At 54.0% G+C, this 19,251-nt stretch carries 13 protein-coding genes; 9 read left to right on the top strand and 4 right to left on the bottom strand.

The window, feature by feature from the left end; translation table 11 throughout:
• The first annotated feature begins 6 nt into the window (after positions 1-6).
• Complete coding sequence (locus FJ146_07270) at positions 7-2,004, top strand: hypothetical protein (GenBank protein MBM4251755.1); 1,998 nt, start codon at positions 7-9, stop codon at positions 2,002-2,004.
• 16 nt (positions 2,005-2,020) lie between these two features.
• Here FJ146_07270 and FJ146_07265 read toward each other — a convergent pair whose 3' ends face one another.
• The gene (locus tag FJ146_07265) at positions 2,021-2,506 is read right to left on the bottom strand and encodes a transcriptional repressor (GenBank protein MBM4251754.1); all 486 of its coding nucleotides are present in this window, start codon (positions 2,504-2,506) and stop codon (positions 2,021-2,023) included.
• Positions 2,507-2,652: 146 nt separating this feature from the next.
• Complete coding sequence (locus FJ146_07260; protein ID MBM4251753.1) at positions 2,653-3,978, bottom strand: hypothetical protein; 1,326 nt, start codon at positions 3,976-3,978, stop codon at positions 2,653-2,655.
• A 140-nt stretch (positions 3,979-4,118) separates the two neighbouring features.
• Here FJ146_07260 and FJ146_07255 point away from each other — a divergent pair, with 140 nt between their 5' ends.
• Positions 4,119-5,540, top strand: coding sequence for an alpha/beta fold hydrolase (locus tag FJ146_07255; GenBank protein ID MBM4251752.1), 1,422 nt, complete (start codon positions 4,119-4,121; stop codon positions 5,538-5,540).
• A gap of 19 nt (positions 5,541-5,559) precedes the next feature.
• Here FJ146_07255 and pyk read toward each other — a convergent pair whose 3' ends face one another.
• Positions 5,560-7,068, bottom strand: coding sequence for a pyruvate kinase (gene pyk, locus FJ146_07250; protein MBM4251751.1), 1,509 nt, complete (start codon positions 7,066-7,068; stop codon positions 5,560-5,562).
• A 96-nt stretch (positions 7,069-7,164) separates the two neighbouring features.
• Positions 7,165-7,824 carry a hypothetical protein gene (locus FJ146_07245; GenBank protein ID MBM4251750.1) on the bottom strand — a complete coding sequence of 220 codons (660 nt, stop codon included), beginning with the start codon at positions 7,822-7,824 and terminating at the stop codon, positions 7,165-7,167.
• Positions 7,825-7,920: 96 nt separating this feature from the next.
• Here FJ146_07245 and FJ146_07240 point away from each other — a divergent pair, with 96 nt between their 5' ends.
• The 7 genes from FJ146_07240 (at position 7,921) to FJ146_07210 (ending at position 19,247) form a co-directional block, all read left to right on the top strand.
• Positions 7,921-13,578, top strand: coding sequence for a hypothetical protein (locus tag FJ146_07240; GenBank protein MBM4251749.1), 5,658 nt, complete (start codon positions 7,921-7,923; stop codon positions 13,576-13,578).
• Between the two features lie 95 nt (positions 13,579-13,673).
• Complete coding sequence (locus FJ146_07235; protein MBM4251748.1) at positions 13,674-13,895, top strand: twin-arginine translocase TatA/TatE family subunit; 222 nt, start codon at positions 13,674-13,676, stop codon at positions 13,893-13,895.
• A 33-nt stretch (positions 13,896-13,928) separates the two neighbouring features.
• Positions 13,929-14,837 (top strand): ArsA family ATPase, encoded by a 909-nt coding sequence (locus FJ146_07230; protein ID MBM4251747.1) that lies wholly within the window; start codon positions 13,929-13,931, stop codon positions 14,835-14,837.
• On the top strand, positions 14,834-15,943 hold the full coding sequence (locus FJ146_07225) for an ArsA family ATPase (GenBank protein ID MBM4251746.1): 1,110 nt from the start codon (positions 14,834-14,836) through the stop codon (positions 15,941-15,943). Before FJ146_07230 ends, FJ146_07225 begins: the two co-directional genes overlap by 4 nt.
• Before the next feature lie 102 nt (positions 15,944-16,045).
• Positions 16,046-16,888 (top strand): ABC transporter permease, encoded by an 843-nt coding sequence (locus FJ146_07220; protein MBM4251745.1) that lies wholly within the window; start codon positions 16,046-16,048, stop codon positions 16,886-16,888.
• Between the two features lie 3 nt (positions 16,889-16,891).
• The gene (locus tag FJ146_07215; GenBank protein ID MBM4251744.1) at positions 16,892-17,650 is read left to right on the top strand and encodes an ATP-binding cassette domain-containing protein; all 759 of its coding nucleotides are present in this window, start codon (positions 16,892-16,894) and stop codon (positions 17,648-17,650) included.
• A gap of 121 nt (positions 17,651-17,771) precedes the next feature.
• Entirely contained in the window at positions 17,772-19,247 is a 1,476-nt protein-coding gene (locus FJ146_07210; GenBank protein MBM4251743.1) for an MCE family protein, read from the top strand.
• Positions 19,248-19,251: the final 4 nt, after the last annotated feature.

The raw sequence follows: 19,251 nt of genomic DNA, 5'->3' as shown, positions 1-19,251 counted from the left end.
CATACTGTGAGTGCCAAAGTTAAGAGACAGCGCCTCTATTGGCTTAGCGCGCAAACGACGGCCGGCCTGCAGGACCGTGCCGATCTCCTGGCCACCAAGGGTTACGAGGTCAGCTTCTACCGCAGCGTCGAAGAACTTTACTCTTCGTTGGCACGCCGCCGCGCGGGGGTCGTCATCCTGAGCGACGACTTTGGCGACAAAGAGACCGAAGCTATCATCCGCTCCCTGATGAACACGCCGGAAATCGAAGGTGCCCGGATGGTGTTCGTCCGCTATGGGCACAACGAGTCCCTCAATACGCTAGCAGCCTGCGCCAACTTCCGTGACATCATCCCTGCCGAAATGGAGTCTAAGGAGTGGCTCAGCCGCTTCATCTTTGCCACCGGCGGCTCGCCCATCCCCTACGTGCAACCTGCAGGTCAGGTCACCCTCAACAACATCAGCGCCCTGCACTTACCAGCACGGATCACGCGCGTTAGCGACAGTCAGATTTACTTCGAATCACGCATCCGCCCACCGGTCGGTGCGACGATGCAACTCCGGGGACCCCTGGCGGCAGCGGGCGGACTCAACAGCATCAGCTTGACGGTGGTCGAGAATCAACGTCGTAACTTACTCTACCGTTTTTCCGACGGTGTCGTGGCCACTTGGCAAGTACCCAGTGCGGCTAAAGAGCGCTTCAGTGATCTGCTCACCCAGCTTAGTCAAGTCGATACCGGGCCTAAGTGCCGCGTGCTTTTAGCCGCCCAGTCGGCCAACGTGCGCTCGAAGGCTCTCAGTATTTTTCAAGGCAACCGCTTCGAAATTTCGGCCGCCATCCGCAAGCAGGGCATCATCGATTCGGCACGCTTTTTCACCCCGGATCTGGTGATCATCGAGAGCGACCTGGTACGTGAAGGGGCCGGCCAGCGCTTTCGTGAACTGATGGAAAGCTTGAGCGACGAGGCGACCGTCATGATCATCGGCATGCTGCCCGAATTTGCCAGTATCCAGGCAAGTTGGCCGCGACGCCATCTCATGTATGACACGGATCTGCCGTCTGATTTAGCCGTCAAAATCGCCAACCGTTACCTGCGCTCCAGCCCGGAATCTGTGGACACCAGCACGGAAAGAGTGGCATCCATTCCGAAGAAACACCCTTTCTCCCTAGCTGAAGTCAGTTTTCCCGTCCGACTGCACAGAATTCATTCCCAGGCCGTGCAGATTGCCATGCCTTTCCCGGTCGGTAACTTCGCCCTGGCCAGGCTCGAAACCCCCCTCCTGACGCGGACGCTCGGACGTAATCCCTACTTTAAGGTGACCGCCACCCACGAGGACACCCACCCGGGAGCAGCGCCCTTTAACCACCTGGCGGAGGGGTACTTTTCCGACCTGCGCACCGTCGAACAACGCCCCCTGGCTGACGCCTTGGTGCAGTTGGTGACGGCAAGCCTCAACCGGTTTGACCAACGCCCTGGTCTGGCCGGCGCTACGAGAGGGGGCTTTGCCGGACGGACTCCCGAGCTAGGCAGCGTCCGCCTCGTTGCCAACGTCCCGGGCCCCGCCGCGGGTCGCCTTCCACCACCAAGTTTTGATGGTAACTTGGCCGTGGCCATGTCGGTCGCTGACCAAAGGACCCTGAGCCTAGCCGTATCCGAGCACCAGGAAGCCATCGAGGGTATGCCTGCCGTCTCCCTCCCCTTGGATTTGCATGGGGAACTGGCCGATGTCGAGACGCCAGGCGCCGCCTCCAAGACGGAGCTTCCTACAACCCCCGTCAAAGACGCTGCCGCCGCCCAGGCGACACAAGCCGTGACGGACGACGACTTCAAGCCGCCAGTCGCCCGCAAGCCGCGCGTGCAATCGGCTCCGGTCGATATGAGTTCCGCGATCCGCGGCGCCCTGATTGCCCTGGTCACAGGCTATCTCCTGTTTAGCCTAGTACAATGGGCGCAGTCGCACGTCAGTAAATCGGGATCCAACTTTTCTAATCAACTAGAACGTTTCTCCCGCCCACAGGAGTGAGCGTGCAATTTCAGACTCAGTTACCAGGCCGTCGCTCGCAAGTTTGCCTTTGGCAGTGACCGAACAGGTCCAGCCTGTGACTGGTCAGCTTAAACTTATGCGCGGCGGCCACCTTCTCCTGCAGGCGTTCAATCTCATCGTTGGCAAATTCGATGACCACGCCACAATCAAGGCAGATCAGGTGATCATGGTGGCCTCCAGGCTGGGCAATCTCGTAGACGAAGCGCCCCTCACTGAACTGCTTTTGCTCCACTAATTTGGCCTCAACCAGCAGATTGAGCGTCCGATAGACCGTAGCTAGCCCAACATCGAGCCCCGCAGCCCGCGCCGCGGCATGGAGCTCCTCGGCCGAGACATGGGTGGCGGTGCCAAGAAAGACATCGATCAAGGCCTGACGCTGCTTGGTCTGCTTCAAGTTTTTACGCGCCAAGTATCTCTTGAGCTCATCTACGAACCAGCGGCGGGCGTCAATCGGAGCTGTAGCTGCTTTAGATTCTTTCATGTCCGTCCTAATTCGTGAAAAGGCCTGCCCAAATTCAGCATGGATCACCAACCAAGGTCAACTAAGAATCCCGGCGACGGCCTGCCTTTGGTGAGGCGCAGCTGTCGCCGGGACGGTGGAGCAGTGCTCCAGAGTAGCTAGAGAGGTTAGAAGCTAGAGATAAAGGAGAAGTTCGAGGTGCTCGATGCTGGAGCATGCGACAGCGGCGTGACCGCTGCGGAAACCTGCGAGACCACCGTTTTGGGGGCCTTGCTAGCATCGAACGTCAGGCTGTCCTCGCTGTCGATGAGCGCATCGGCTTCACCCTTAAAGTCGACGTTTGCAGCACGACGACGTAGGATCCAACCGACAAGCAGGAGGAAGAGGCCCGTACCACCGGCAATAAGGTGATTCTTGTAGAGGTCAAAGCGCGTCGGTGCCTGACCTTTGACTTGAATCGACACCATGCTGTCCCAGGCCGCTGCGTAGGCAGGGTCTTTTTCAGCGCCGAATTGGCTTGCCAGGTCGGTGTAGGTGAGGAGGAACTGCTTGTCTTTGCCCGAGACTAAGATGTGCATCTGCATCATCGGGAATTCACGGACAGTCATCGTCGAGTAAACAAGGAGACCGTCGTTGTTACCGTGGAAGTTGAAGAACTTGTGCTCACCCACTTTAAAGTCGCTTAGCGAGCCGTCACTGCCAAATTTACTCATCAATTCAGCTTTAAGCTCGGTGGCGCGCTTTTCGTCTATCGGTGAGGCTTTATGAATCGCCGCAATGGTGATGTTGCGCTGATACTTGGTCTCCCCAGGCTGCGCGTTGGCTACCGCAGGTTCACGCATGATCACAGACAAGGAACCATTCTGCGTCTGCACTTCCCAGCCTTTGGGGGGAGTGATCGACATGCCTAAGTTATCTAAATTCAGGGGACTACCATCGGCAACGGTCGCACCAGGGGTCGTCGTCGCCACAGGTGCTACGGCAGCGGGGGACGTGGTCTCTTGGGTGGCTACTTCAGGCTTGGCGTTGCTTTCCGGGTTCTTGGCTTCGGTCAGAGTTTTTTCGGGAGCTTGTTCGGGTACTTTTTCCGAAACTTTTTCAGGAGCCGTTGCCGGGGCTTCTTCAGCTACGACAGCTTTCTTGGCATGTTTGCGGCTCTTCTTTTTCGCTAACCGGTGACGTTTGGCTTTGGCCTTCTTGGCTGGTTTTGCGTCCTGAGACGCGCCGCCAGCTGCCTCGTCACTCGAGGCGCCGACCGAGTCGGTGCCTTCATTGGTAGCGACTTCAGCTTCAGTGCCAAACATGTCGCTATCGGCAGTCGTAGCGCCTTCAACATCGCTACCACCGACTTCGTCACTTGCGGTTACAGGTGATTCAAAACTGGACGATGCATCTTCCTGGCTCAGCGCAACCTGCGAGCTGAACCAACTGACGGCTCCTATCATGGCTGTGGGAATGAGGTGACGGACGAGAGGACTCGAGAGGTTCAACAAGGATTAACTCCAAAATCAAGGGGGTGCTCAAGGGATTCTCAGGGGATACAGGTGACAGCAGGAAAGGGGAATGTAGGGAGTCTCTTAACTGAAATCGGTGGGGGACACCGATAACCCGTTTATACAAAAACCATAAAATAATGTCAAATTTTAATGTTAAAAATTTAAATTTTAATAAAATATCCAGTCATTACAGCCCACCATACCCACCTTTTTTGACCGTGCAGCCTTCGGGGTTCTATAATTTTAAAAAGACCTCAACAAGGATGGTGACGGTGAACTTCCCGAAGTATTTTAGCGCCTTATCACTAATAGTCTTGAGTGCCACCACCGCCTGTAGGCCCATTCTGAGAGATCCCGTCAGTGCCGCTAAGTCCGACGATGCCACTGAGGCGCTTGAGGCAGCCTGGAACGACTATTTTGTCACCAATTTTGCCAAGCATTACCCCTACGAGGTGCAGGAAAACTGCCGGCCGGTATTCGCCAAAGCCTCACGTGACGTCCCCTATAAGGGAACAGCCATCTTCTTTCATGGCTACACGGCCTGCACGCAGCAGTTCTACGAAATGCGCGATAACCTGAATGCCCGCGGGTTTCATGTCTTAATCCCAACGCTTCCTGGACAAGGACGCGCCCCCGCGCAAGTCTCCGGTGATACGCCGGAGAGCCGGGCTCGCTACCATGAGTTCATCCCGCGGATCGAAAAGGACGGGGACGAAGTCTACCGTGACTTTGTCAATGCCATGAACGACATCGTACGCAAAGCACCCGGCGAACGTATGATCGGTGGACTGTCGGTCGGAGGGGCCCTGGCACTCGGTGCCGTCCTGCAAGCCCCAGGGCTCTACCAACGGGCATTACTACTCGCGCCGTTTTTCACCGTACCACCGGATAACTTCTGGCGCCCGGTGGAACCTGAGAACGATGGACTTAGGGCACGTTGGGGAGCCTTTTATGCCAACGCTAAATTAAAGATCGAAGGCGATCTCCGTCGCGCCATGATCACCCAAAAGACCGACTGGATTCCCAAAGACAAGCAAGAGCTGCGCTGGGGCAACGGCTGCTACAAACAAAATACCAATGGGCGTGCTGGCATCTGTGACACCACCTTGTTCCATATTGCCGCCGTGGTCAAATACAGCGACAGCATCCGCGCCCTTGCTAATAAAAAGGCGAATACGCGCAACTCAGTGGCACCGCAGACACAGATTCAAATCGCGACAGTTGAATTCGATGATGGCTCGGACACGCGGGCAACTAAAGGCGTTTACAAATCCGTACAAGATAACTTCAAGTTCAAGATGGACATGTGCTTTTACCGCGGGGTGCCGCATTCGTTCCTCTCCCGCTACGACCATCCCGGCATGGACATGACATGGCTGCCGCACTTCTACGACCGGGCTAACAAATTTTTCGTCGACGGCGAATTCTTCGACATCGACGGCGTCAGCAAGGAACTCATCAGAGACCCAGGTCTAATCGTACAGGCTGTAGGTGCCACCTTTCCTAAAAAAGATGGCAACGAAAACGCTGACGACTACTATCCATTATGTCGCAAGTGATACCAAAGGCCGAGCGGCACTAGGGAATCCGATTGATCTTGATCATGTTAGTCGGCTTCATATGGTTGATCGGAATACCGGCGGTGATGACAATTAAATCGCCGGTCTTAACCATACCCAGGCTCTTCAGTAACTGGGGTAAGTCTTGCAGCAGCACATCCGTATTGTAGAACAACGGATTCTGCATCGCATAGACGCCCCACACGTTGACCAAGCGCTGAACCACGTCGCGCCGCGGACTCATCGCAATCACGGGAGTATGTGGCCGCCACTTGGCAATGGATCTAGCGATCGCACCGGTAAGACTCAGACACACGATAGCTTTGGCATTCAACTCGTCAGCAGCTTCGCAAGCGGCACGCGCAATGGCCTCGTGCTCCTCCCAATGATCTTGCTGACCCAGAAAATTAGTTTGGTAACGCACCGGGCGCTTGAGCGTCCAGCCCTCGACCTCGTTGATGATGCCAGCCATCGTGCGTACGCACTGAACAGGATATTTACCGCTGGCCACCTCACCCGACAGCATCAGGCAATCAGCACCGTCGAGCACGCCGTTAGCAACGTCGGCCACCTCAGCCAAGGTCGCCTCAGGGTTTTCAATCATGGACTCAAGCATCTGTGTTGCGATGATCACCGGCTTGGCAAAACGAGCGGCAGATTCGATGATCCGCTTTTGAAAGCCCGGCACGCGCTCGACACTACCCTCAACGCCGAGGTCGCCACGCGCCACCATGAGACCATCGGAAACCTTACAAATTTCGTCTATCTCATCAATCGCCGATAACTTTTCAATTTTAGCGACAACCGGGATATCAGAGCCGAGGGCGGCAATCATCTTCTTGACCTGCAGGATGTCCTCAGGGCGCTGGACAAAAGACAAGGCCACAAAATCGACACCGTGACTGACACCAAAGAGCAAGTCACGGCTATCCTTTTCCGTCAGAGCTGGCAGCGACAGCTTAGCCTCGGGGAAGTTGACACCCTTGCGGCTCTTAAGCGTCCCACCGTCCAGGCAACTCACGATCACATTGGTGCCCTCGATCTTCTCGATCTTGAACGCCAAGAGTCCGTCGTCCATCAAAACCCGCTGCCCCACCTGCACATCGTGCACCAGCTCCCGGTAATCAATAGGTATGATCTCCGGCGTCGTCTGCTCGACACCGTAGGCTAGCGTATAGGTCTGACCCGAGACGACTTCAATCTTGTCACCCAAGATTTTACCTGTCCGAATCTTGGGACCCTGCAAGTCTTGGAGCAGAGAAACATGGCGCCCGCATTCACGCGAGATACGGCGCACCATCTCGATATTTTTACGATGAGTGTCGTGGGTGCCATGAGAAAAGTTGAGGCGTGCGATGTCCAGGCCAGCCTCGATCAATTCGCGGAGCGTCTGCTCGTTAGACGATGCTGGACCCAGAGTACCGACTATCTTGCAGTGCCGCACAGTGCGATGGTCACCTTTCAGGTCGCTCAAACCGACAGTATCAGGAACAAATCGTGGCGTCGTGGTATGGCCTAGCTCGCTCATAAACCCTCTCACAAACAGAATCAACGGGAGTGAACTGGAGTCATCCGGTCCGGACCACCATGGGTGACGGTCGTGACACACCCCAGCATACAGGCCTCACGGTATTTTGAAACCATGATATACAGCAATAATTCCGATAAATATGAAGGCCGTCGCTATAGCCAGCCGCAAAGACGCCAAAAGGCGCGGTTGCACGCTCTCGCGGCCACGGCGCACGAGACGCATCAGAAGCCAGAACCAAATGCCGTCGCCTAGCCCGATCCCCAGGAGAAAAGGCGCCAACTGCCACCCGACGACGGCCACGCCGGTTTGCCGCTCAATCTGATTGATGGCAAACACCCAAAAGGCCAAAAAGCCGGGATTTGCTCCGCACATGAGACTGCCAAGAAGAAACTCACTGAGAGGGCGGCCCGACGTCGTTTGCAGATCCCCGGTGATGGGGCCTGGGGATCGCCGCATGCGTTGCAGGATGCTCAAACCTCCCATCACGACGAGAAAGATGCCACCAGCAATGCTGAGCCATCCGGCAATAGGGCCTTCGTCAAAAAAGGCGTGGTAGCCCCACGCGGCCAAGACGGCATGCGCCCCGTCTGCCATGATGACACCGAGTAGATAGGACGTCAGGGCCACCTGACGACGGTCAAGGATCCGGTCGGTCACCCACAAGTTAATCGCCCCAAGCGGTGCTGACGAACAAAATCCGGCCACAGTGGCCAGCGAAGTCAGCATCATGGCCCCCGCAGCTGCGCTTGGCATGCACCCCCCTTAATGACTAAGTTTTCAAGGATAACAGATGTTTGGCATGCCTAACAGGGGGCTGGCGGCAATTCTTGCCGATAAAGTTTTGCCGCCTTGAGACCGAAACAACACGAGGACGCAAGGACCAATGAATTTGGCCAGGCAGCCAACGCCCTAGAGGAAGGCCTAAAATTGTCAAACAACACCCACAGATTAGTCGGTAAGCGTATCGCTGACCGCTACTGCATTACCGGTGAGATCGGTAAGGGCGGCATGGGTGTCGTTTTCAAAGCAATACCCTTCGACGACCCGTCTCACTCGGTGGCCATTAAGGTGATCCAGCGCTCGGGCAAACTGGGCTACGACGATCTCATGCGCTTCCAAAAAGAAGCCTCACTCATGAGTCAGTTGCATCACCCGAACATCGTGGTGTTCCACGAACTTGGTCTTTTCGGGCGCGATCCCGACGACGAGGACGACTTCGGTGCTGGCTACTACATAGTGATGGAGATTGCCGACGGAGCCAACCTCAAGCAAAGCCTGGCTAGAGATGGACGTAAGGATTTGGCCTACTTTTTCCAAGTGGGCCTGCAAGTGTCGACCGCGCTTGATTATACGCACGGTAAAAACATCATCCATCGCGACATCAAGCCTCACAACATCATCGTCGGCCAAGCGTGGCGCGACCAAAGGGGCGTGCTCGTCAAAGTGCTCGACTTCGGTATCGCCCAGTTGGCCGAAGCCATGAACACGGGCCGTGACAGTGACGGGAAAAACTTCGAAGAAGCAGCCGGTACGCCCCTCTACATGGCCCCAGAACAAACGTCGCTCATGCAAGCACCCGTCGATCACCGCGTCGATCTGTACTCGCTCGGTTGCGTGCTTTACGAGCTACTCGCGGGTAAACCGCCCTTTACGGCCAGTACGCGCGATAAGCTCGAGAAGCAACACGTGTTCGCCGAACCCGAACCGCTGACGGTCGTGCGCCCCGACGTCCCGGTGCAGATCGAGCGCATTGTCCACAAATTATTGGCCAAGCACCCGAACGACCGCTACCAAACCGCGTTCGCGCTACACGCCGATCTGATCCGCGCCAAGACCCTTTTCGAAAAGGGTAAGGGCATCAGTACCATTTCGTTCCCTCTTGGTCTGCGCGACCGATTCCAAGCCGTGTCAGCGCAGTTAACTATGGTTGGCCGCGACCGCGAACTCACCACGCTAATTAGTGAATACGATGGTGTTGCCAAAGACAAGGGTCGGAGTCGTCTCACTCTGGTCCGCGGGCCTGCAGGTATAGGCAAATCACGCCTCATGACAGAATTTCAGGCCCATTTGATCCGGCGCAAAGTGCGCTTTGTCAGTGGCCAATTTTCACAACATGAAAATGCCCTACCTTTCAATGCTCTGGCTAATGCCTTCAACGAATATCTGCACCGCGTGCTGAAGAACCACCCGCACGAGGCCGAAGAGCTACGCCGGCGTATCAAGACTACTTTAGGACCGGAAGCCCACCGTATTGCAGAAATCGTCCCAGGACTTAAACCCTATCTGGTTGGTGTCGCTGACAATGAAAACGACAACAATTCCAGTAATCAGGATCTGACGACCAATCCCGACGCATTCGCGACGTTTGCCAAGGCGTTTTCTGATTTCACTAAGTGCCTTGGTACCGACAATCAACCGATTGTATTCCTCTTTCACGATCTTCATTGGGCTGATGACAAAAGTCTGGATCTCATCGACTCGTTCTTTTCAAACGCCAATTCCCTGCGCTTTTATCTAGTCGTCAGCCAGCGCACTGGTATGCATCGCGTCAATGCCAGGTTCGTTCACTTTATCGAGAAATTCCGCAAGCTCAAGCGGCGCTTCAGTGAGATAGAGCTCGACCGCGTCAGTGCTGACAGTATCCGCGGCATCGTCAGCAACATGCTATCATCCCCCGAGAGTGTCAGCGACGAGCTGGTGGAGTATCTGGACGAGCAGTGCAAGGGCAACCCCATGCACCTGGTCGAACTCACGCGAACTTTGGTTGCACGCGACTTAATTTACCCTAGGTCGCAAGCTGGACTTTGGGAATACGACGTCAACACACTGCGCAGCGCCTCGCTGCCCTTAAATACGATTGACCTCATTCTCAGTCGTATTCAGGAGTACGGCGAATTCGAGCGGCACGTGCTCGGCATTGCCGCCACTGTGGGTTTAACCTTTCAGTTTGAAATCCTCCTGGTCGATGGTCGCGGCCAAAGTGTATCGGTGATGAAAGCTGTTCAGAGGGCCATGGATGACGGCCTCGTCGTGCGCATCACGGACGATCCGGAACTGCGCCACCTCGGCAAAACCTTCATGTTTGCCCACAAGAAGGCGCGCGACGCCATCTACGACGGGATCGAGCCAGAAACGCGCCGTAAGCTCCACAAGGCCATTGGCGAGAAGATTGAGGCCTCGGTACCCAATCCATCGGAAAAAATTCTCTTCGCTCTGGCTCACCACTTTAATTCAACCCTGAATCAAGGAGTGACCGAAGACCAGGGCGTAGCTGAGCGCTGCCTGAAATACGATAACTTAGCTGGTTCGGCCGCCTACCGCAGCGGATCTTGGCAGACAGCAGAACGCTACTATGAGAACGCCTGGCGCATCATGAATCAGTGGAAGGATGACATCTCCACTGCCGAGGAGCGCGCCCAAGTGCAGGAAACTTTGGCAGACTTAGCGGCAGTACAAAAGCGACATGGTCACGCACTTGCAGTTTATAGGGAGCTGCTCGGTCAACCACTAAGCCGCGACATCTACGCGGGTGTTGCATACAAAGTCGTCTACTTCCAGCTGGTTGGCGGTGTACTCAGCGAGACTGGAAAACTCATCGAGGCCACGCTCCGGCTGATACGGCAGCAGGTGCCCCGCGTCAATGTCTTTGCAATGGCGCGCCTTGTGATGTCGCTGATCACAGACCTTATGCCCATCAAATGGCAGAAAAAACGCATGCAGGCGATTCTGCGCTTTGCTCATCAACGCCGCAAAGAGGACGGTGATGTGCAGGACCGCAAATATCCTGCGATCAGACTCTTTATGATCGGGGCGCAACTTTATATGCGCGATCATAAACGCATGGCCCTGCTCTACCATGATGCGGCCTTACGCCTGGCGCTATCAGGACAGAGTAGCGCCGCTAGTGCTATAAAGATCGTCGCAGAACGTGCAGCGATACTCGGATATATCGGTTCGACACGGACTGCTTATCGGTTTCTCGACTTCGCTATGGAACTAGCGCGCAATGCTAACGAGGTCAGCGTCTATGGTTACGTCGCGTTACTGCGCGCCATGACTCTTGATTATATGAAGGGCCGCCATGAAGAGGTCAGTGCCAATCTCAAAGAAGCCATGGGCACCCTGCGACCTAACGAAGATCGGCTCATGTATGGACTCGGCCTCACATTCAAGGTGTTCCGAGAATTAATGAAATGTAATTTTGAAGCGGTCCTGCGCTACAGTATGCAGCTACCTGACGTTATTCCGACGCGCAACTGGTTATCACCCCGCTGCATATCATTTATGCTTTATGGCTTTTTGCTTCAGGGCTCACGGGACAGTATCGTCCGTCATGGACAGTCGTTTTTAAAGCGACGCCAACGGGTTTCTAGTCGGAGCCAAGATCCATTTATCAACATCATCCTGACGATAGTCTCGTTTGCGCGCGGCGAAACCGATCGCGTTCGTGATTATTACTTGATGTCGATGAATGATTTCAGTAGTGGCAACCGTGACAGTTTCCTCCTACCGTTTGAAGAAGACTTTATCGGTCTCTTTGCCTTCACCGTACCCATACTTTATGAACAGGAATATGGGCGCGCCCTCATGCGCAGCGCTGAGATGCATGTGTTACTCATGCGGCTCCGTAGCAGAATCTTAAGGATAAAGGGCCAAAATCGGCCTATCCCGCTGTTGCTTCGGGCAAGACTAGGTGAACTGACGGGCGAACCGAAAAACGTCCGCATGTTATACGATCTGTCTCTGAAAACGTCACAAAACAATAATTTGATCCAAGTTCTTGGCTATCTTTGGTTTGGTACGCATTTAGTTGAGCACGTCAACACCAAAAAAGTTGATTATTTGCGACGTGCACTCACAATCGCTCATAAGTCTGGTCTCACGACTATGGTTGAATATATCGCCAAACTCATGGAGAAGAAGCAGATTAACTTCCGCGATATTGATCCACGGCGCACTGTTAAATCCACCGCAGCAGAGGCAGCGACCCCACGAGATAATTTGAAGAGCCGGTTGTGTGCCGTTAATCTCAATCATCTGTGTGATGCTTTGGCATCGCGCACGCCACTCCTAGAGTCCTTAGCCGTCAGTACATCGCTCCTTTCAAAACACTATTCCTTTGCCCAGACCTTTTGCATCGTTACCGACCAAGCTGGACAAGCCCGGATCATTCACACGACTGCTAGTGGTCGCCCGCCTGAAGAGTTACTTGCTTATATCGAACCTTACTTAAACATTCGGTCGACATTATTTTTGCCCCTTACTGATGCTCCCTGGTCTAAAAATAATAATGATGATGATTTACCTGCGCTGCCACCTCCTCCGCGTGCACAAGACCCACAGATGGAACTTGGTGAGAGCACTCTCGGCAGTACGCCCCGTCTTAGTTCCGAGGATGACGAGGACTTCGAGGACTCGACCACGGTGATCATGGGCGCCGCTGGTGGGCGCAATTTCCGCGACCATACAGGGACGAGTAATTTTACGCGCACAAGACGCGCCACTAACGCTGGTGAGCCAGCCGCCCGGCGACGCACCGGCCCTGCTATGCGCATGAGCGCCCTGGTGCCACTGCGTTCGAACAACGGAAGTATTGGACTATTTTTTGTCGAAGACATCGCTCTCGGTCGCGATACTACCTCGTGCCGCATGGAACTCGATCAATTTGGTGCTCAGCTCGCACTGCTGTTTGAACGCCAGCTACCAGCACGTCTAACCAATGCATCTACTCGCAACACGGTTGGCACAGAGCGCATCGAGTATGCCTCGGCGACTATCAGCCTTGAACCAGTCCCTTGGTTGAGGGTATGGAACCACGGCCGCCTCAGGACGCAACGCGAAACTTCATGGTATCTGGGTCTCAATTTCGGTCCTAATAATTACGTGATTGCCTACTGTATGATTGCCGGCAGTGAAAATCTGCGTGACCACGTGGGCTCTATGATTTGGCATCACCTGATGGTGGTGCGCGCGATCTCGGTCGCCTCCGGACGAAACCGGTTTGAGGCTTCCGAGCTCCGCGAGGAGTTTTCCCTGCTCCTTGCGTCAATGCCCAATGCCGATCAGCTCGAGGGCATTACCTTAGCCTTCACGATATTTAATCGCGAAACCAAGACCGCCGCTAGTGGCCATTTCGGCTCGGCGCGACCTTTTGTCATCGGCACGGACAATGCCGTGTCACCGCAGAACGAAGTCGTCCTAACCTACGCACAAGGTCGCGACCTGCGGTACTGGGACATCAGTGCTAGCTTGAATGGACCGCACACGTACATTTTGAGCTACGACACAAGCAAGCTCGATGCCACACTTGAGGACGCCGCACAGCGCCGCGTTGCCAGCAATGTGGGACAGATTCAAACCGTTGATGAGCTCCACAGACTGCTCACCAGCGTGGTGATAGAGGCCAATCTTCCGCGCTACTACCTTGCGGCGGTCATGATCGAACACCGTGATGAGGAGCAACTCCCCCCGGAGCTCCCCTACCCCCCGCTTGATAAGGCTGAATGATGAATTGTTTCAGACGCTTACTTGGATTTTTTACGGTTTCACAGGAACGCAATTACGCGTATATTAGCCAGCACTGGTCCTAATAGGAGATAGCTATGCCCTTACTTGGAATTCCGTCTTTTTGGGAGCTCGTCATCATCTTTGCGGTCGTGTTTCTGCTGTTCGGTGGTAAAAAACTACCAGAACTCGGTGGAGCCATCGGTGAGAGCATCAAAAACTTCAAAAAGGGGCTTAAGGACGATGAGCCTGCCAAGAAGATTGCCGACAACACGCCACCGTCCAATCCAAATGACAAAGATCAGCCGCCGCAAGCTTGAGGGAGTCGCCTTTTAGCTGAGCTGAACCCGTTCATGGTGCCCGAGTTAACCATGCTTGAGCCGTCTGATCTATTTAGTCGCAAATTGCTACTGGTCACCGGCAAGGGTGGTATCGGCAAGACGCTGCTTACGGCTGCTCTTGGTCAGTTAGCGGCATCCCAGGGTAAGCGCGTACTGCTTGTCGAATATGTCGCCTGTGATCAGCTAGCCCCACTCTTTGGGGGGCAGCTACCTGGACATACGGAACGGACCGTGGCCCCCAGGATTGACTGCGTCAATATCGATCCGACGGAAAATTTTCGCGAGTACGTCACCAAATATTTGAAGCAAAAACGCCTCTACGACACGATTTTTAGTCACCGCGTCGTCAAAAGCTTCATTAACACGGTGCCGGGCCTGGCCGAGCTCATGCTGCTCGGACGCCTTTTCTATCACTGTGAACTGCAAGAGGCACGCCCCTACGACCTTGTGATTCTAGATGCATTTGCGTCTGGGCATTTTTTAAGCCTGATGACCACACCGGACGCCATACGCGACACCTCCATTGGCGGTCCTCTCAATAAAGAAACGGAGCGTGTCCGTAATTTTCTTCAGGATGCATCCAAGTGCGCGACAGTGTTCGTCACCATTCCCGAGCCCCTTGTCGTCAGCGAAACGCTCGACTTCCTACCGCTGCTGCGCGAGAAGTCCCCATCCAAGGTTGCGGCTTTAGTCGTTAATCGGATGCCACCTGACATCATGGGATTGCCCATGGAGGGACCGGCAACCGCCTACTTGCGACGCGCGCACACCGTCGCACAGGAAGCCCTGGCTACTCTCAAATCAGGCATTGCGGACACCAAACTACCACTCTGGACCCTACCCGAATTAGGTTTCGTCCCCACGCCATTACCGGGCGACTTTGCCGCCAGATTTTTCAGCCGGCACGGAGGCGAGCCGTGACCGAGCCTCTCCAGCTCCAAGCTGACACCACCAGCCCGCTCGCTGGTCTTATCGCCCCCAGTCGGATTATAGTCATGCTGGGCTCAGGCGGTGTGGGAAAGACGACAACGAGCATCATGACTGCCCTCATGGCTGCGCAGATGGGCCGTCGCGTTGCCCTTTTGAGTATCGACCCTGCGCGACGCCTTGCTGCGGCGCTTGGTATCCCGCTCAGTGATCGTCTACGACCAATTCTGATGCCGCCCGATGTGCGGCTACCTGGTAGCGTGGATGCCGCTATCTTGGATCAAAAGGCCGTATTTGATGCCATGGTCTCTAAGCACGCCCCGTCGATGGAGACAGCTGAGCGGATACTTGCTCATCCGGTTTACCAGGCCGCCTCAACCAATCTGGCAGGGCCTCTGGAGTATATGGCACTCGCTAAACTCGAAGAGCTTGCTAACAATCCCGACTATGACCTCCTTGTCCTGGACACGCCGCCTGATACCCAAGCCTTGGATTTTCTCACAAGACCAAATGTGCTTGCAGGCTTTATGGAAAATCGGGTGATAACCTGGTTGATTCGGCCATTTATCGCAGCAAGTCATTTTGGGCTGAGTCGCCTGTTCTCAGCCGGCGAGCGCATGATGGGCGGTATTGCCAAAGTCACAGGTATTAGCGCCCTCCAGAATATGGGTGAATTCCTACTGCTCATTCAGGAGGTTATTCAAGGCTTTCACAAATCTGGCGAGCACATTGTCGAGATGCTACATCGGGAGAGCACTGCTTTTACTCTCGTGACCGCTCCTACCGAAGCTGCGGTGCGCTCCTCGCGCGGCATCGTCGAAGAACTAGATAAGTCTTCGTATCTGCTAAAAGCAGTTATCTTTAACAGATGTTTACCAAAGCCGGTGATAGAGCAGGCACAGCTCCTAGCTACGCAACACCCCGCCTTAGCCATGCTGAGCGATCGCGCCAACGGCGAGCTACGTCTGATCAGTAACCTAAGAGAAGCCATAAACAAAAAATTACCAAATGTCGTTTACTCAAGTTTAGACGACGATCCTCAACCAATTGGCAATCTCAAAGCGATTCTAAGCCTTGGCGCTCGCCTGCAGAGACACTGACAAACATCTAGCGTCAAGGTACAATAGAGAAAAATAAGCCTTCCCCTCTCGCACGATACCACCTATCACTAATACACTGTAAATCTTTTGCACTGACCATGAGTGACTCCGTTCACTACGAGGCAGCCAAGCTTGACTGAGATCACACGCATTCAGATTCAGTTGCTACCCGTCCGGGTGCTAGAAACTTTTGGATCGTCTCTCATTAGCACAGGACGTGGCTTCTATGCGTTTGGTAAATATTTTCTTGAAACTGTCAGGTGGTGCTTCAAGCCACCTTATCGTTGGTCTCTCGTTTTTGCCCAAATGGAATTCATTGGCAACCAATCCCTCGTCGTATTGATTGGCGGCGCCTTTGCCATTGGTGCTGTTTTTGGACTCCAAATTGGCTCAGTATTTCGTGTCTTCCAGGCTGAAAGCATGCTAGGCGCCATCACAACTAAAGCACTCTGCGAGGAGATGGCGCCCTTTGTCACGACAGTCTTGATCACTGGTCGAGCCGGCGCAGCGATGACTGCTGAAATTGCCACCATGCGGGTCAATGAGCAAATCGATGCCATGGAGGCGATGGCGGTAGATCCTATAAGCTATCTCGTGATGCCGCGCTTCATTGCCGGTATGTTCGTCATGCCACTACTTTGTGCCGTTTGCATATTTGTCGGCGTCATTGGTTCCTACTCTGTCGGGAACCTTTTATTTGATATAGACGAGGGTACCTTCGTCGCGAAGATAGCCCAGCTGGTTGAACCCAAGGATTTATGGCGCGGCATCAGTAAGGCCTTTGCATTTTCTACGCTGGTCACCACGGTCTGCTGTCATTTTGGACTTACGGCGTCGGGCGGCGCTCGTGGCGTTGGCGAAGCAACGACCAAGGCTGTCGTTTCGTCCCTTCTGGCGACACTGTTTGTCGATGTCATTATGACCTACTTTCAAGTGATGTGGTGACCCATGACGCCCATCATTGAATTCAAAGATGTCACAAAAACATTCGGCAAGAGCCGTGTGCTTAATCATTTGAATTTAGCGATACCTCGCGGGCGCATCAACTTCATCATCGGTAAATCCGGTGAAGGCAAATCGGTAACCATCAAACACATCATGGGTCTTTTGAAACCCGATAGCGGACAAATCTTTGTCGATGGCGAAGATATCACTAAGTACGATATCGATCAGTTGCGCGAGTACCGCAAGAATTTCGGCATGCTCTTTCAAAATGCAGCTTTATTCGACAGCATCTCAGTGGGCGAGAATGTCTTATTCCCCCTAGCCGAACATAAGCGTCAAAAAATGAGTGTCATGCTCGACCGCGTTGAGGAGGTCCTGACACAGGTTGGGCTCCCTAATATGCAGCACAAATATCCTGCCGAGCTTTCTACCGGTCAACGTAAACGCGTTGGTTTAGCACGGGCGCTTGTAACCAAACCGCGCGTCATTCTCTACGATGAACCGACCACTGGCATGGACCCACTCGTATCAGAAATGATCGATCAGTTGATCGTCCAGCTCAGTCGGGAGGAAAAAGATCTCACGTCTATCGTCATCTCTCATGATCTGAAGGCGGCCCTGGCTACTGGCGAGAACCTCATGTTCCTTTACAAGGGCAAGCTAGCACTTCATGGCTCAGCCGCGGATTTTAAAACGTCCTCTGATCTGGTTGTGCGGCAGTTTTTTTCCGGCAAGGTCGAGGGACCTATGGAATTTCTTTGACCTCTTCTCTTCTTAACCAAATCTCAATCATCAATTTAAATAACCCAATTATAAAGTATTCCTATTTGATTCCGATGGTTTTTCTGAGACGCTAATAGTTAGACATGAGGCAGACACCGTCATGCTAAAACAGCTCGGTTCAGAGTTAAGAGTGGGTATCTTTGCTATCGTCGCATTGATAGCACTGGGATACATGTTCTTTGTTTTGAGCCCCGAGACCTTTCAGAACCGCGCTTATGTCCCCTACTACTCTAATCTCGAAAACGCTGCCGGCATCGTACCAAAAACTCAGGTAAAAACTGCAGGTGTGACGGTCGGTAAAGTGAAATCCGTGAGACTCGAAGACGGTAAGACACGTGTGGAATTTGAAGTCGATCGCAATCTCAAAATTACCGATGGTTCGAAAATCGAGATCCGCAGCGTTGGGCTACTCGGCGATAAACATCTGGAGATTTTACGGCCAGCGGTTGATACGGAGCTACTACCTCCTGGATCCCTTGTTCCGCAATCAAAGCAGGGCAAAGATCTTGAGAGTATGATCACGGTGTTGAGTGATATCTCGGTGGATATCAAACAAATTACTGGCAGCATGGCTGGCGTCATAGGTGGTGACAAGGGCCAACGCTCGATACAAAAAATACTCGATAACATCGAGGCCATGAGTGACGACTTCCGGGTAACCTCAAATGTGATCCGACGCGTAGTTGGTGACAGGGAAAAAGACTTTGGATCGATCGTCTCTGACGTGCGTGATACTTTGCGCGACCTACGCGAGGCGTCAAGAGTTGTTCGCGGCATAGCTAGCGAGGAAAATCGTGACCGCATCAATCACGTGCTCGCTCAGTTTGACCAGGTGATGGGCGATGTTCAAGGGTCCGTTCGAAACATTAACCTCATCGCGGAAAAAGTCGAAAAAGGCGAGGGCACCGTCGGCAAACTCATAAATGACGACGAAATGATCGAGGATCTTCAGGGCGCTATTAAAGACATGCGGCGTATCCTTGCTCCTGCCACCAAACTGACCATAGATGTGGACGTCCGTGGCGAGGTTAGACGCGACAAAACCACCCAGTACTGGGCCAATATCCTACTCCGAACCCGCCCAGATCGCTATTATCTAGTTGGATTGAGTGACCGTCGCTTTGACACCAAAGATCGCCGCGAGACCGTGATTACCGGATCCAACGGCGAGACCAGGACTATTGAGAGCGAGCGCAAACAGAGCGCCCTGCGCTTTGATCTGCAGATTGCCAAGCGCTGGTATTGGCTCACACTGCGTGGCGGTCTCTTTCAAACCACTGGTGGCGCTGGCGTCGATGCCCACTTCTTCAACGACAACTTGAAGCTCACTACGGAGGTCTTTGACATCGATCCCAACGACAGCTCCGTCCGGAAGAATGCTCTCGTCAAAGTATGGGCAAGCGCCCTCTTCTACAACCACATCTACGCCATGGCTGGGCTTAACGACATCACGCAGGTCGATCCCAAGACAGGCAAGCAAAGAAGCCTGCTCGAAAGCTCTTTCTTCGGTGGTGGACTCACCTATAACGACGAAGACTTACGGGCAGTATTTGGCACTGTCGCTCTGATGCGGTAAGAGA

The organism is Deltaproteobacteria bacterium (genome assembly GCA_016874735.1).
GTDB lineage: Bacteria > Bdellovibrionota_B > Oligoflexia > Oligoflexales > CAIYRB01 > CAIYRB01.
This window is presented reverse-complemented; position numbering and strand designations above follow the sequence as displayed.

Excerpts from the sequence above, each read along its gene's own strand:
- FJ146_07265 (MBM4251754.1), bottom strand. The coding sequence starts at position 2,506 with ATGAAAGAATCTAAAGCAGCTACAGCTCCGATTGACGCCCGCCGCTGG.
- FJ146_07255 (MBM4251752.1), top strand. The coding sequence starts at position 4,119 with ATGTCAAATTTTAATGTTAAAAATTTAAATTTTAATAAAATATCCAGT.
- pyk (MBM4251751.1), bottom strand. The coding sequence starts at position 7,068 with ATGAGCGAGCTAGGCCATACCACGACGCCACGATTTGTTCCTGATACT.
- FJ146_07245 (MBM4251750.1), bottom strand. The coding sequence starts at position 7,824 with ATGCCAAGCGCAGCTGCGGGGGCCATGATGCTGACTTCGCTGGCCACT.
- FJ146_07235 (MBM4251748.1), top strand. The coding sequence starts at position 13,674 with ATGCCCTTACTTGGAATTCCGTCTTTTTGGGAGCTCGTCATCATCTTT.
- FJ146_07230 (MBM4251747.1), top strand. The coding sequence starts at position 13,929 with ATGGTGCCCGAGTTAACCATGCTTGAGCCGTCTGATCTATTTAGTCGC.
- FJ146_07215 (MBM4251744.1), top strand. The coding sequence starts at position 16,892 with ATGACGCCCATCATTGAATTCAAAGATGTCACAAAAACATTCGGCAAG.
- FJ146_07210 (MBM4251743.1), top strand. The coding sequence starts at position 17,772 with ATGCTAAAACAGCTCGGTTCAGAGTTAAGAGTGGGTATCTTTGCTATC.